The organism is Neobacillus bataviensis LMG 21833 (assembly GCF_000307875.1).
Classification (GTDB): domain Bacteria; phylum Bacillota; class Bacilli; order Bacillales; family Cytobacillaceae; genus Neobacillus; species Neobacillus bataviensis.
In genome coordinates, this window is the sequence record NZ_AJLS01000003.1 from 12,355 (window position 1) to 26,572 (window position 14,218).

Annotated in this window: 18 protein-coding genes and 1 pseudogene; 5 read left to right on the top strand and 14 right to left on the bottom strand. The window is 38.6% G+C overall.

Features of this window, described 5'->3' with window-relative positions; translation table 11 throughout:
• Nucleotides 1-209: 209 nt before the first annotated feature.
• Nucleotides 210-1,202 carry a LysM peptidoglycan-binding domain-containing protein gene (locus BABA_RS00385; protein ID WP_007083122.1) on the top strand — a complete coding sequence of 331 codons (993 nt, stop codon included), beginning with the start codon at nucleotides 210-212 and terminating at the stop codon, nucleotides 1,200-1,202.
• 135 nt (nucleotides 1,203-1,337) lie between these two features.
• Here BABA_RS00385 and BABA_RS00390 read toward each other — a convergent pair whose 3' ends face one another.
• Nucleotides 1,338-1,949 carry a LysE/ArgO family amino acid transporter gene (locus tag BABA_RS00390; protein ID WP_007083123.1) on the bottom strand — a complete coding sequence of 204 codons (612 nt, stop codon included), beginning with the start codon at nucleotides 1,947-1,949 and terminating at the stop codon, nucleotides 1,338-1,340.
• 18 nt (nucleotides 1,950-1,967) lie between these two features.
• The gene (locus tag BABA_RS00395; protein ID WP_211214147.1) at nucleotides 1,968-3,023 is read right to left on the bottom strand and encodes a DUF1835 domain-containing protein; all 1,056 of its coding nucleotides are present in this window, start codon (nucleotides 3,021-3,023) and stop codon (nucleotides 1,968-1,970) included.
• 191 nt (nucleotides 3,024-3,214) lie between these two features.
• Here BABA_RS00395 and BABA_RS00400 point away from each other — a divergent pair, with 191 nt between their 5' ends.
• Nucleotides 3,215-3,787 carry an HAD-IA family hydrolase gene (locus BABA_RS00400; protein ID WP_007083125.1) on the top strand — a complete coding sequence of 191 codons (573 nt, stop codon included), beginning with the start codon at nucleotides 3,215-3,217 and terminating at the stop codon, nucleotides 3,785-3,787.
• Nucleotides 3,788-3,834: 47 nt separating this feature from the next.
• Here the strand turns inward: BABA_RS00400 and BABA_RS00405 are convergent, their stop codons facing one another.
• The 7 genes from BABA_RS00405 to BABA_RS00435 form a co-directional block, all read right to left on the bottom strand.
• Nucleotides 3,835-4,290 (bottom strand): GNAT family N-acetyltransferase, encoded by a 456-nt coding sequence (locus BABA_RS00405; protein WP_007083126.1) that lies wholly within the window; start codon nucleotides 4,288-4,290, stop codon nucleotides 3,835-3,837.
• Nucleotides 4,291-4,381: 91 nt separating this feature from the next.
• Complete coding sequence (locus BABA_RS00410; RefSeq protein ID WP_040344759.1) at nucleotides 4,382-4,954, bottom strand: nucleotidyltransferase family protein; 573 nt, start codon at nucleotides 4,952-4,954, stop codon at nucleotides 4,382-4,384.
• Between the two features lie 118 nt (nucleotides 4,955-5,072).
• Nucleotides 5,073-5,630: an isochorismatase family protein gene (locus BABA_RS00415; protein ID WP_007083128.1), complete on the bottom strand. Its 558-nt coding sequence runs from the start codon at nucleotides 5,628-5,630 to the stop codon at nucleotides 5,073-5,075.
• Between the two features lie 224 nt (nucleotides 5,631-5,854).
• A complete protein-coding gene (locus BABA_RS00420; protein ID WP_007083129.1) occupies nucleotides 5,855-6,403 on the bottom strand; it encodes a hypothetical protein in 549 nt (182 codons plus the stop codon).
• A 144-nt stretch (nucleotides 6,404-6,547) separates the two neighbouring features.
• The gene (locus BABA_RS00425) at nucleotides 6,548-7,024 is read right to left on the bottom strand and encodes an SRPBCC family protein (protein ID WP_007083130.1); all 477 of its coding nucleotides are present in this window, start codon (nucleotides 7,022-7,024) and stop codon (nucleotides 6,548-6,550) included.
• A gap of 44 nt (nucleotides 7,025-7,068) precedes the next feature.
• Nucleotides 7,069-7,467: a VOC family protein gene (locus tag BABA_RS00430; RefSeq protein WP_007083131.1), complete on the bottom strand. Its 399-nt coding sequence runs from the start codon at nucleotides 7,465-7,467 to the stop codon at nucleotides 7,069-7,071.
• A gap of 182 nt (nucleotides 7,468-7,649) precedes the next feature.
• Nucleotides 7,650-8,099, bottom strand: coding sequence for a hypothetical protein (locus tag BABA_RS00435; protein ID WP_007083132.1), 450 nt, complete (start codon nucleotides 8,097-8,099; stop codon nucleotides 7,650-7,652).
• 341 nt (nucleotides 8,100-8,440) lie between these two features.
• On the opposite strand from BABA_RS00435, the gene BABA_RS00440 reads away from it, so the two are divergent.
• Complete coding sequence (locus BABA_RS00440) at nucleotides 8,441-9,412, top strand: TRM11 family SAM-dependent methyltransferase (RefSeq protein WP_007083133.1); 972 nt, start codon at nucleotides 8,441-8,443, stop codon at nucleotides 9,410-9,412.
• Between the two features lie 206 nt (nucleotides 9,413-9,618).
• Here the strand turns inward: BABA_RS00440 and BABA_RS27910 are convergent.
• Nucleotides 9,619-9,714: pseudogene (locus tag BABA_RS27910) on the bottom strand (radical SAM protein); the annotation flags it as partial.
• A gap of 691 nt (nucleotides 9,715-10,405) precedes the next feature.
• Between BABA_RS27910 and BABA_RS00445 the strand changes: the two are divergent.
• Both BABA_RS00445 and BABA_RS00450 read left to right on the top strand, forming a co-directional pair.
• Nucleotides 10,406-10,591 carry a hypothetical protein gene (locus BABA_RS00445; protein ID WP_007083134.1) on the top strand — a complete coding sequence of 62 codons (186 nt, stop codon included), beginning with the start codon at nucleotides 10,406-10,408 and terminating at the stop codon, nucleotides 10,589-10,591.
• Nucleotides 10,592-10,728: 137 nt separating this feature from the next.
• Nucleotides 10,729-10,938, top strand: a complete 210-nt coding sequence (locus tag BABA_RS00450; RefSeq protein WP_007083135.1) for a hypothetical protein — start codon at nucleotides 10,729-10,731, stop codon at nucleotides 10,936-10,938.
• Between the two features lie 266 nt (nucleotides 10,939-11,204).
• Here the strand turns inward: BABA_RS00450 and BABA_RS00455 are convergent, their stop codons facing one another.
• From BABA_RS00455 to BABA_RS00470, 4 genes are all read right to left on the bottom strand, one after another.
• Nucleotides 11,205-11,405, bottom strand: coding sequence for a cold-shock protein (locus BABA_RS00455; protein WP_007083136.1), 201 nt, complete (start codon nucleotides 11,403-11,405; stop codon nucleotides 11,205-11,207).
• Nucleotides 11,406-11,599: 194 nt separating this feature from the next.
• The gene (locus tag BABA_RS00460; protein ID WP_007083137.1) at nucleotides 11,600-12,757 is read right to left on the bottom strand and encodes a UxaA family hydrolase; all 1,158 of its coding nucleotides are present in this window, start codon (nucleotides 12,755-12,757) and stop codon (nucleotides 11,600-11,602) included.
• A complete protein-coding gene (locus BABA_RS00465) occupies nucleotides 12,754-13,068 on the bottom strand; it encodes a UxaA family hydrolase (protein ID WP_007083138.1) in 315 nt (104 codons plus the stop codon). Before BABA_RS00465 ends, BABA_RS00460 begins: the two co-directional genes overlap by 4 nt.
• A gap of 21 nt (nucleotides 13,069-13,089) precedes the next feature.
• Entirely contained in the window at nucleotides 13,090-14,214 is a 1,125-nt protein-coding gene (locus BABA_RS00470) for a UxaA family hydrolase (protein WP_007083139.1), read from the bottom strand.
• Between the last annotated feature and the right edge of the window lie 4 nt (nucleotides 14,215-14,218).

The following is a 14,218-nucleotide window of genomic DNA, read 5'->3' on the forward strand; positions in this document are numbered from 1 at the left end:
CTCGCGAATTTGATGAGGTTACTCGCGAATATCAACTGTTTACTTGCGAATTAAGATTTAGCTTTTTCGTGACCGCACAGGTACATCTTACTTTACGAAACCCCTAAATCCTCTTTTCAAAAATTAACTATCATTCATTTGAATAATCCTATTGCTATTCTACAAACTATTAGCAAATCGTTATGCTGCCACTAGGAAAGGAAATCAAAATGAGGAAAAAAATCGTTCTTGTTATTTTAGGATATATCTTGCTAATCAATATATCTCCCGTACATGCGGCTATAAATACCCCGAGCAATCTGTATATAGTCAAATCAGGGGATTCTTTACCGGCAATTGCACATACATATGGCACGACTGTAGAAGATTTGAAACGAACGAATGGACTGCAATCCGATACATTAGCTGCGGGTCAGAAATTGTATGTTCCGATTCTTTATGAAGTGATGGCCGAGGACAGCCTTGATCAGATTTCAGCGGACTATCATTCCTCAGCTGAGGCAATAAAAATAACGAATGGTCTTACTTCTAATCAGCTATATTTAGGACAAAAATTAATGATTTCCCCTAAAAGGATGAACATGGACGGACAACATATTCTGATGACGAAGGAGGAATTTGGGAACTGGTTATTTCATAATCAATTTACTAGAAAAATAAACATCATCCAACATCATCACACCTGGTTGCCATCATATAAGCAATTTCATGGTTCCAATCATTTTAATATGCTGAAAGGGATGGAAAATTTTCATGTAAAAGAAATGGGATGGAAAACGATTGCGCAAAATATCACTACTTTTCCAGATGGGAAAGTCGCTGTTTCGAGGCCATTTAACATCGCTCCTGAAGGCACGATCGGGGTAAGAGCAAACACTACAGGGCTCACCATCGAAAATGTTGGTAACTTCGATATCGGTCATGATGTTATGACACAGGAACAAAAGGATACCATTGTGACAATCACGGCATTGCTTTGTATTAAATTCGGGTTAACTCCCTCCATTGACAGTATCACCTACCATCATTGGTGGAATTTAAGAACAGGTGAAAGGGTATTAGATAACGGTCCGGACTATAATGTTAAAACCTGCCCGGGAACTGGGTTTTTCGGCGGAAACTCCACTGCAAGTGCAAGGAATAACTTATATCCCCTCGTGGCACGTAAGATGCAAGAAATAGCAGCATCTATGGAAAAATAATAGGCGAACAATAGAGGTCATAGTTCGCCTATTTGATTCGCAAATAAATTGGCTGTATCCGCAAATAAAACTTGTAAATTTGCAAATAAACATACTGGATTCACTAACTAACCAAGATTAATCGTAAAAACAAGCCTAAAATAAAGACAAAACTAGATAAACCGCTGCACCCCACATGACCACGGCAGAGATTTTATTTAAAACGAGCATAAACCTTCCTGATTTATCGAGTTTTCCACTAAGCCGCCCCATTAGGGCTAGACCCACAAACCAAATCCACGAAACCAAGATACAAGAAACAGTAAAAATGACTTTTTCTTCTCCTTGGTAGCTTAACGAGCTTGTTCCAATTACTCCTATCGTGTCCAGAATGGCATGCGGGTTCAGTAACGAAACCGAGGCCGCGAACAACACTTGTTTCTTTAGGGGAAATTTCTTAGCGACTTCTTCTCGGTCCATACTTGGTTTGCTATTCCAGGTCGTCCAGCCCATGTAGAGTAAAAAAACAATCCCGCCCCCAATAAGAATCGTTTTTATCCAAATGGAACTCAAAATCAGTAGGGATACACCTAAAACGGATACCAAGATTAAAAGAGTATCACACAAAGCTGCTGTGATGACTACAGGTAATGCTTTTATAAATCGCGGCTGCATTGCCCCTTGATTGAAAACAAAAACATTTTGAACTCCAAGGGGCAGAATGAGTCCAAGCGCAAGAATAAATCCATGAAAAAATGGTTCTACCATCCGATGACCCCCTCTTTTCTAACGCATTTTCACACGGTAATGCCTCATTGATCTCGGGACACCTTTTAACTCCAGAACCCCGCTATAGATTAAATGCCTAATTCGGTATTCTAAATAAAAATCACCGATGCACCCGTCATTCTGGCCTATCATTTCACCAATCACTTTAGCTGCCAAGATAAAGTCCTTCTGAAGCTGCTCGTTGTGTAACCTTTCAATCGTCTTGATGATGAGCTGATCGTAATAATCTTCGGGGACACCCTCTACTCTCCCATTTTTCCAAATTCGAAGGACATCCTCTGTTTGCGCCAGTGATTCCCATTCTCGTTGAAACTTCACTCGTTCCAGATCAGATAACGGTGCCTGGGTTTTATTTTGCTCAAATAGAAGTTTTAGATTTTTCGGGTGAACCCCACTTGAATGATACATTGTCTGCACTTCATCTTCTTTTAAGAAATTCCCTTTTTCAAAGAGCTCGGTTGTATTCAACAGGATCACTTCGTTGGCTTTATCCTTTAATAATTGCAGGATAAATCGGACACCTGTTTGCTCCTCTCCATTATCGGCTGTCCATAAATAAACGGGTACATTCCCAGGTATCTCTGAAATCTCCAAAAGCGTATTGTTAAAGCTATTCTCAATTTCAAAATGATCCTGCTCCAGATTGATATTTTCATTTATCCATTCAAACCGTTTCGTTTGCCCTGGTTTCTGGTCGAGCTGCCATACTGGCCCGATGTCAAAAAAAGCTTGGAAACCTATTACCGTTTTAGGGCGTTTCAGCCCATACCTGAGTGCACCAGCTGTAGATTCAGAACAGGCGAGGTGGACGTCACCCTCTGATGGAGAAACAGCTAATCGATTCTTATGTATGAGTTGATTAATTTTTCCGAGCATCATGTTGTGCACTTCCTGACTGATGGAGTAACCTCGGCCAATCAGCGGTTCACTTTCTTCATGGTTAAAGGCGGCAAATTCCTCTTCATGATGGAGTTCGTATGTATGCCATTCTCCACGATGGGACATTTCTTTTAATGTTAAGTAGCGTAACTCTTCCACTTGATATACAAACACAATATTTGGCTCTAGAAAAAAATAGATATACGGAAACTTTTCTCTTGTTTCAATGGTAATCAGCCCCTTCTTATTAAAGAATATTACCATATTTAGACTATTAAGTAGCGGTTTTCACCTTCATTATTATGTAATTCATAAAAGATATGGTAACATCTTTACCGAATCTTTTTTTGAAGGGAGAGAGTGTTATGAACGTATTATGGGATTTTGATGGAACCATATTTGATACCTATCCATCACTTGTAGAGGGGTTTGTAAAGGTTAGTCAAAAAGACCTCGACCGTATCGAAGTCTTGAAATGGCTTAAATTAGATTCCAAAACCGCCTTTAAACACTATGGTATTAGTGAGGATCAAAGAGGCGAATTTGAAAAATTTCATAATCATTATTCGAAGCAGAGCAGCAGACCATTTGATTACATAGGAGATGCCTTAGCTTCTGTTGATCAAAATATTATTGTTACTCATCGAGATAAGGAATCGACTAAGTATCTACTTGATCAATTTCATTTGGCGAAATACTTTAAAGAAATTGTTTCTGTTGAAGAAGATGGTTTTACGAGAAAGCCTCACGTTTCTTCGTATGAATATGTCCTTAAAACCCATTCTATTGATCTGGTGGTGGGTGACCGGGAGTTAGATTTAATTCCGGCAAGACAATTAAAGATTAAAACGGTAGCCTTTCAAAATCCAAACATTGAAGCGGATTTTCATATTGAGAGTTATGAGGATTTTATTCCGACAGTTTTAAATCAACTTTAAGCATCGAAAAGAATCCCCTTGTTCCTAACCACAAGGGGATCGAAAATTTAACACTTGTTTTCAACCCATTCATATTGAATATCAGGTAAATTTTCTTCATTTTCATGCCCTCTGCCTATGATTTCAAATCCATTCTTTTCATAAAATCGTTGGGCATTCTTATTTATTTCAAACGTGTGTAATGTTAATCTTCCACTTGATTGGGCCTTTATTTTTTCTAATAATGTTTGACCTATTCCGATTCCTTGATAATCGATATGAATATAAAGCTGGCTTATTTCCCTCTCATTGTAGGCAGCCATTCCAACTACATTTTCTTCAATTAATGCTAAATCTACTTGAAACTGTTCAGGTAATATATGATCTAAAAAATATACGTGATTTTCAAAACTATGAATTTCTTTCTGACGGATGGCCTGTTCTTTACTATCTCGCCACATTCTCACTGTTTGTTCAGCATACTTCGGATTATACTGAGTGATCGTGATTTTATGCTGGTTCACACCAATACCTCCCCCTCATAAATATCAATCAAAAAAGATACTTTAATATGGATTCATTTGGAAGTAAAAATATAGAAACACTCCCGTTAACTTAACAAGAATTATGAATATGAAATACTTTTAATTTACTCCAGGTCGATTGCCAATCCTTTTTTTCCATGCGTTCTTTGTATATTTTCACTCGCTCCTCAGTCACTGTAAAAAAAGGTGTCGGCTTTACTTTTAAATGAACAACATCATGTATTCCACAAGGAGCCGTTAGGATTACATTGTTTTTTTCATCCAGTTTTACTCCTAAAGCTGTCACTGTTTCTGGAAACTTGGATATGGCATCAACCGAGGAAGAATAGGGAGGCATATTACTTTTAATGTGCATTCTGGCTTCATTCTTTATTGACCAGGGAATGTTAGGAATCAGGGATGTTAGCTTCTCTTCCAATTTCTTTTCTACTAATTCATCCATATTTGTTGGGTCAAAATAGATTACATCAATATCTGGGAGTGGAGTTCTTTCACTTAAATGGTGTAATGTATCCCATATTTTTGACCGGACAAATCCGGCACATATCCACCAATCAGGCAAATTCAATGATTTTGCTGCTTTTAATATATTCATCATCCATTGGTCTTCCTTTATAAGCGAAATAATATTTTCCTCATTCATCACTGTAAAATTACTCCTTATCCAGGATCGGAGCACAAAAAACGTCTGAGATAATAATTCAAGCGCGTTTGAAATTTTTGTGCCCCATTTAATTTAGTTCTATTGTTAAAACGAAATTTTATCGGTATTTATTGTGTATAGGTGTAAACAAATCTTCATTTGTATTTCTAACAACTGAAAAGTTGTCTACATTATAATGTCCGTGAAGGATTTTATTGTGATGAAGAATGATTTGCTCAGCAGATAAGATTTCTGAATCGGATGTAGAATGTCCATCTCCAACTAATGTCACATCAAAATGATTGATTGTTGCTGTCCGAACGGCCGAATCAACACAATGTTCTGTCTTGCATCCCATAATGACTAGATGTCCTATATTATTTTCATTTAAATAGGCTCTTAATGGTGTGCCGTAAAATGAATTTGTTGCAGCTTTATCAAATATGACAGCAGTGGAGGGAACGCTTATATCCTGGTGTATCTGGAACCCAGGCCCCTCCCCATTCGAAACATCTAAATCTCTAATAAAAATAATCTGCACTCTCTCATTTATCGCTTTTTCAATTACAGTATTAATGTTATTAATAATTTTTTCCCTCTCAAATACCCCTTGTTCTGCACTATTACCTTCTATTAATTCCTGTTGAGCATCAATAATCAGTAAGGCATGTTTCAATTAATCTCCCCCTTAAGCTAGAAGCTATTTAAACAGTATTGAATATATTCGTAACAAGATTTCCAATTACCTTCTCTATAAACTATCTTTTTTATTTTGCGGATAACCCGATAGATTTAAAGCCTTCATCAAAATTCTTTCCACCATTCCTTATCCTCTAATATGACGCCGTTCTCAGCGATATATGAAAGATTAACAGAACCGTGCTGGAGTTTTATTTCATTTTAAAAAAAAGAAATAAACTCTTCAATGCACTTTTCATCATCGGTACTTTTTTTCCTTGGAAGCTTTATATGGATGGTAGGGGTTACCTTAAAATCTTTATAACTTCCAGCATGGGCAGGATCGATCCCCAATTCTTTCCCTATTTCATCATCAATATAAACAAAGAAATCTGCCTTTTCTCCAAAGGTTTCTTTAATATATGGGCGTATGTCCCTTTCTACATCATCTTCCCATTTATCCGCAATATAGGTATCTACCATTTGTTCTGTTTCATCGTCATAATAAACTAAAAACTGTGTATGAGTGTTCTTATCCCTTACCTTGGCAGCATATTCAAATTCAAAGTTTCCCATATTATCGTAGAGCGTGTCATATATCTCAAAATTTTCATTAAATTTTTCTGCTAAATATTGCTTTGCCTGGATTTTTATCTTTTCTTCTTGATCTTTATCCGGCTTCATGCCTTGAACGAAGGAAAAGATTAAGATACCTATTCCAACTACAATTACACCCAGAATGCTCAGGAAAATTTTTAAAAACTTACTCAAACCAGCCCCTCCTCTTAACAATTTTACCATAAAGACCCAATAAGGAGGCAATTCTAAATTATTAACCTTTTTTTCGGCGGTAGCTAAACAAAATGGCGTGTGAATTATTATTCACACGCCATTTTACCTAAGAAGAAAAAATCATTAAGAGAGGCCTTCCATAGCTTGTATATACTTTTCATACCATTTTTTCCATTCTTCTTCCCGCCATTCAATGGTTTGGCCGTCCATTAGGGCCTTGATGACATCAAGGCAAAGATGCCAGCCGGCAAGGTCTTTTGGGGTATGATTAGTGATTTTTTCGATTCTTTCATTCAAGACTAATTTACATCCTTCAGGTCCTTGAGTAATCTCAAAACGAATACTGTCCGCCCACCAATCAAATTCCAAGACGGAATACACGTTGAGATCTGTTATGGAAAGTTGCTCAAAGTTCCCATTGTGCATGTCAAACTTCAGAAAGCCACCTTCACGAAGTTCACCTATTTGGAGTTCAGGGAACCATTTTACAAGTTTTTCATTGTCTGTTAGCCAAGACCATGTCTCTTCAATGGAATGGTTTAGTTGACGTTCGAATTGGGCGATGTACCCTTGTTCAACCTTTATAATGGAAGCAATCATTTTTCGTCCTCCCAAAATGACATTTCTTTTTATTTTAATACATTTCAATTAGGAAGCGTTAATTGCCATGAAACGCCAAACCGATCATTTAGCCAGCCAAACTTCTTACTGAAGCCGTAATTGCCTAATGGCATTAGGGCTTGTCCACCTTCGCTTAATTTCTGAAACAAATTGTCTATTTCTTCTTCTGAATCACAAGTAACATAGATAGAAAAAGAAGGTGTAAAGGAAAACTGATGTTTCACATTACTGTCAATGCAAAAAAATTCTTGCCCTTTTAAAGAGAAAGTAGCCTGAAACACGGTTCCTTCTTCACCTGCTTCATTTGCTCCATATCGAACAATACTTGTAATTTCAGAATCCTCGATGAGTGAAGTGTAATAACTCATTGCTTCTTCCGCCTTGCCATCTTGGAACATTAAAAATGGGATAACCTTTTCCATACTAATTCGACTCCTCCTCATTACTTATTATTATAAGAATACCTTCAACATATGAATCGAATCAACTATTTGAGTTATCTTGTATTCTCCAATAATAATGGATATGAAGATAAAAATCCCCATAGTAACTATTATTACCGCTATAAAGGCCAGTAATCGTACAATACTTGCTTTTATCTTTTTCATAAGGTTATTTCCCAAAACTCACGATCTGCTAATACTAGATCATATGATGTTTTGATGTCCGCCCACTGAATACTTCGTTTATTCGTAATCAGCAGCTCTTCCTCACCATTCCAACAAGTAAAATAATCAACAAATCCGTTTGATTTAAGGGCTTCGTCTATATACGAATAGAGCAGTGCCATACACTTATCATCGGTTGCATTTCCCTTCAAACCATTTTTTAGATGAAGGAAATTAAAGCTGCAAGCTACTTGAAATTCAAATGAAAAATGCGGACTATAGGAAAATCTTGATTTGGATTTAGGATCGTAATTATCTTCAAAGGATAAATGCGCAAAATCCAATTCTGTCTCAAAAACATTTGGTTGTTCAGAAGACACGGGGTTTAAGCCAAATGAACCTGTAGACAATTCCTTGGGTGAAGCAATGTAAATGTATTGAGTCAAGAGTACTTCCCTCCTTTATTACTGGCGAACAGTTGCAACGAATATCCACGTTTGTTCGGATTTAACATCTATTTTTAAAACATATAAAACTTCCCCAACTTTGATAGATAAAAGCCTCAATTAAATCTATTTTACAATATATTCCCATTGGAATTTAGTAAATTTAATAATATTACCATTATAGAAGGACTAATTTTTAAATATGATAAGGGTTCCTGTTAGTAAGAAAGTAGTATGATAGGGTGTCCAATTAAAGGTAATTCTTAATAATGCCTCTTTTATTGATATAATAGATACATGTTTTAGAAAACACTTGAGGTGAAGATGAAATAGAAAAATTAATGATTGATCCCGCCATAGATATTAGTCCACAAAAAGGAACGACCTATATATATACTTATGCCTGCTCTGAGGATGAGCGCTCTTTATCTGCGTTGGAAATGCGCTCATTATTTGGCGAAACGCCCCAATCTAACGTTCTGGAAAGCTTCGTAAAAATTGATCCGAGCCGAAGCCCTTTTATAAAAGAAAGAATTAGTTTGATATATGAAGCGGAAAGCCTGGACGATCTTTATCAGCAGGTGGAAGCTTTACAACTAAGCGGAGCAACATTTAAAGTCACTTATGTGAAAAATAATGGTCAGTCTAAAGCTGAAAACGAAGGATTCGAGAAACGGCGTGACATTGAACGAAAGATTGGATTACACGTCAACGGTATAGCAGATCTTCGTCACCCTGACCTATCATTTGGCGTCATGCATGTAAATGGAAGATGGGTATTTGGTGAGTATGTAAAAAGTGAGTCGGTTTGGTTTCGACATCAAAAGAAGCCAAATGGATACTCTACCGCACTTAGCACACGTGTTGCTAGAGCGGTGGTGAATATCGCCATCCCCAAACCAAAAGGGATTAAGGCCATTGATCCTTGCTGCGGAATTGGAACTGTCCTAGTTGAAGCCCGATCAATGGGCATTGATATAGTTGGAAGCGATCGAAATCAACTGATTCTTCCAGGTGCACGAGAAAACATGGCACACTTTGGTCTTACAGGAGAAATAAACTTAGCAGATATTCGCGATATCACCAATCATTTTGATGTAGCCATTATTGATTTGCCTTATAATTTGTGTTCGGTAATCACCCCGGAAGAACAGCTGGAAATGCTCCAAAGTGCACGTAGCTTTGCAGACAAAGTGGTGGTGGTGACCGTTGAACCCGTCGATGAAATCCTATTAAAAGCAGGCTTTTCGATTATTGACCGGGGTGTTGCAAAAAAAGGGTTATTTATTCGAGAAGTGATTGTTTGTAATTAAGCTGGGCTCCGGCCCCACTTGGAACCCATTCACAAATGTAAATCAAGCATAGTTTGTAGGCTAATTTGAATATCATTATTTTTTGAATGTTTATCATCTATTTCAACAATGAAATTTAACAAATCCTAAGCAAAAAAATCCACAAAGGGGCTTGTGGATTTTTTTGCTTTGATTCCGGCTGGAATTGTCATTAAGGTTCATTCTTTAGTAAAGCAATCTAGAAAATAAGTATATCCAGATAAAAAACCTGTACCTTTATTAAGGATTGTATTTGAATTTTTGTAGAACAGTTCACTTTTCATGACCATTATTAGGCTTTCTTAGTTCTGCAATCCTCGCCGGCAACCACTGCGAAACTTTGCCGCTCCAAATCAAGGAGTTGTACCTCGTAAGTATTAGGATAACGGGTTCACTTTACAGGTGCAAAAAAGCGAATCACAAATGAAAACGCATTGGAATTTACGGACGAATTCTAATGCGCCTCTTCGTTGGTTTGAGCAACATGAAAAATGTCCTTCATTCGGGTTATGAAGGACAAAACTGGGTTGAGCAACGGGAAAAATGTCCTTCATTCAGGTTATGAAGGACAAAACCCGGTTGAGCAACATGAAAAATGTCTTTCATCCAAGTTATGAAGGACAAATCTTTAATGTGATTTGTTCTGTGAATTCATTGGCGAAAAAATGTTAGAATAAAATCAGTGATTTGACCCGGTTTTTACAGTTTTGTACCCCACAAGTAAACCCGTTAGTATTAGTATGCATATTTTTAATGGTCATCAGTTTTATATTTTTCAGGTATAGTCATTACAATTCCTCCCATTAAATGTATCCTTTTCCATCGCACCACCACCAGGATTCTTTTTTCACAATCGTACTCCCTGCGAATCCTGCGGGGCTTTGACCAGATATAGGGGACATCCATCCCTGTCTAATGACTCCAGGTGGTTTTCTTGGGCATAATACTGTTTATATACATTAGAGGTGGGATATTATGAGGCTAAGAAATGGAGATTTTTATACTAATGTTTTTACCAATAAGTTATATAGGCTAAATGAAGATGGCGATAGCAACTGGTACTTGAGTTTGCGTGATGAAGAAGGTTATCATGAAACAGAAAAGACCTCAGGGCGTGATATGATTAGATTGGTAGAAGGTGGGTATAAAAAAAGCAATTAAAAAAACTACCCACTTCTGTCAGGGTACCTGTAATCAGATGCTTTTAGTGGAAAGTCGGTAAAACTTGAAACGATATAAGATATTCCAAGGTAAAAGTCCACTTTATGTCGAATATAACAGCTAAAGGGGATGGCCCAATGAATAAAGTTGATTTATTAAAAAAATTATTAAATGGTAGTCGAGGTAATATGTTTTCATTAGAGATTCCTACTACAAAAGAAGATGAAAAAGTGATTCAAGAATTGGTTAAAGTTTTAGAAACAGAACAAAAAATTAAATTGAGAGAATATGTACAGAGAGAATACTCAGTTTATTTACATGGAATTATTAAGTATGCATCCGAATAATCGGATGCTTATTTTTTTGGGGATAAGCAGCATAAGTAATCCCATTTCATCCATAATTAAATTCTTATACAGTTTCTCTACAAAAGCACTTTTAAAATTTTTATTCAAAGATAATTAGGAGAATTTTTGATTATGTGATACACTTTGTTTACCATTTTATTTACTTGTTTATATGTGCCCCACTCAATCGTGAGTGGGGCTCCTGTTTTAATTTTAAAAATAAAAAGCAGACTCTATGAAGAGTCTGCTTTATTTTGTGCTTGTTATTAAGCTTTACGCACGTTAGCTGCTTGAGCTCCACGTTGACCTTGCTCAACGTCAAAAGTAACGTCTTGACCTTCATCTAAAGATTTGAAACCTTCGCCTTGGATCGCTGAGAAATGAACGAATACGTCTTCTCCGCCTTCACGCTCGATGAATCCGAAACCTTTTTCTGCGTTAAACCATTTTACTTTACCTTGTTCCATTTTGTTTCCTCCTGCTGTGTGCTTTGCACACATATGTTACTATCCTTGCACTCAGTGATCATCAAGACGAAAGGCAAATCCTACACTATCCTTTACACCGAACAAAAATAATTCTTCTAAAGTGTAACATTTTCCAATAGCATTTGCAAGGAGACCTATGAAACCGGTAAAATCAAGCAAAACCTTCGCTTCACCTAAATGGTTTGAGCAAGTCTCCAAATAGCGAATTCTTGGTTTTTGTGTTTTTCGGCTGCCGTCAGGGCTCCGTTAGCGGTTTCCATGATGAGATCATAGATTTCTTGACCAATTTCATCAATCGTGTTTACACCCTCAATGATTTTCCCCGCATTCACATCAATATGCTCTGACATAATTTCGTAGAGTCTTGGGTTCGTTCCAACTTTAATGACAGGGACGATGGGGGAACCTGTCGGTGAGCCCTTGCCGGTGGAAAACAGGACGATTTGAGCCCCGCCCGCGGCAAGTCCGGCTACCGATTCCACATCATATCCCGGCGTATCCATAAAAACAAACCCTTTTTCTGTCGGCTTATCCGCATAGGCGACCACTTCCATCAACGTGGAATTTCCGCCCTTTTTAATACAGCCTAATGATTTTTCCTCAAGTGTCGTCAGCCCGCCCGCCATATTTCCTGGAGTTGGATTGGCAGACCGGATATCTTCACCCGTTTCGCGAATTCTTTCTTCATATTCCTTCACAATTTTTAAAAATGCTTCGCCTACTGCTGGACTTACGGCCCGGTTAGCCAAAATATGCTCGGCCCCTATTGCTTCCGTTGTCTCTGCTAAAATACTCGTGCCGCCATCTCTGACAATCGCATCGGAACAGGATCCAATCGCGGGATTTGCCGTGATTCCTGACCAGGCATCCGATCCGCCGCACTCAAGGCCAATCATTAATTCGGTCACATCTGCAGTTTCTGTCTTTTGCCCCTTACTCCGCTCGACCGCCTTTTCCAGCCAATGCTTTCCTTCTTTCAGCACGTCCGTGATGGATTTATCCTTCTGAAAGGTAATCGCATGAACATAACAACCTTCTTCACTCAGAACATCTACTATCTTCTCAGCTGGGTCATCATCGCCCATCCCTAAAAATAGGGCAGCACTGACATTTGGATGGCCTGCTGTTCCTTTCAGCGTCCTGATTGTCTGTTCTAAATCCTCTGGATATTGTGCTTTTCCCGCTTGATGTGCAACCGGAATAACCCCAGGCACAAGCTGAGCTATCTTTTTCGTCAGGCTGGCCAATTCCCCCACCGTATTAATGACAATGACATGGTTTCTGACTCCGATGCTTCCATTCGGTCTCCGATACCCTTCAAATATTTTCATGGCTGCTGCACCTCCTTTAACGAACTGATCCGTTCCTCTTCTTTTAAACCGCGGACATTAAAGACATGGACATGATGCCCCGGCTGAATCTCTTCTGTTGAAATCCCCATGCACTCCCCATATTTAAGGATTTTTGCATCTTTCGCAATAAAGGTAGTGGCAATCTTATGTCCATAAGGGATTTTCTGCATCACTTGTATTTTCTCATCGTCCCCTTGAATCGAAAGCCATTCCCCTTCTTTAATTCCCCTAAGCGCTACAGCCACATTATCGTTCTCATTCAATTTAAGCGCATTAAATTTTCGGCTCATCCTTGTTCACTCCTTCTACGATTAAAATGTCGTTCCCACGTGAGGGATAGAAAACTCACCAAGTTCAAGTTTTTCAAGACTTGTTTGCTTTCCTGAACAGACATCGATGAGCGAAGCAATCACCGATTCTACTTGGGCAGAAACGGCCTCTTCTGTGACAGAATAGTCGATGAGTTCGTCAAAAGCCTCATTTGGATTTTGCGGTGTAATCGTCATGCACGGCAAGGCAAGCGATCCTGTCAGCACCCCTCTGCTGCTGACAATCAACACAAGATTGCACCCGCTGGAAGCCATATTCGATAAAGACTCCACGATATTGCTCGAAACTGTAATCAAGTGCAGCCCCTTCTGTGCCGGGGTTTCACTATAGCCTAGTAAACTATTAATTGGATGAATTCCTGTCATCCTTGCTTCCAGGATGGAAAGGGCCTGTTCTTTTTCGGAAAAATCATCCTGTGTAATCGAACCATTGCTGACATTTTTCCAGCGTTTCCGCTGCAGACCCACGCCAATGCTTTTCAGTCTATTCCTCAAGCCCTCGTTACCAGCACGTTCAGATAATTCCAGCCCGGCTGGCTCTAAGGTTTGCGAAAGGCCGAACAGGACATAGGCCTTCTCTTCTACTAATCTATCAACAACCCCGCCTATTACAGGAGCCATTCTATTTAAAGACTCTTCATCGAGATCGACCGGTAAAATACCAATGGTCAGTGCAGAAAGCGGTAGGCGCTCACGTTTTTGATTAGCTGCTTCTCTTGACCATTGTTCCGCTATTTCCACACCTTTATTGATCGTGTTTTCTCCACCAGCCAGCTGCTGAATCCCGATGCCCTTCACTGGTTTCGTTTGTGGAATGCTCTCAAGTAATCCACTGACCTGGTTCGTTTCGCATCCCAATCCTACAAGAAGTGCTGAATACAGATTCGGGTTTGCGGAAACACCTGCAATCATATTTTTGGTTAATTTAAAATCATCCCCAAGCTGTGCACAGCCATTTCCATGGACAAATGGTACGGTGCCGGGCACCTTTTCCGAAATTTCTCTGGCAACGACACTGGAACATACGACAGAACAAATAACTCCGATGTGATTTCTGATTCCGGCAGTCCCATCACTTCTTTTGTAACCCTCAAAAGAATACTCCACTATA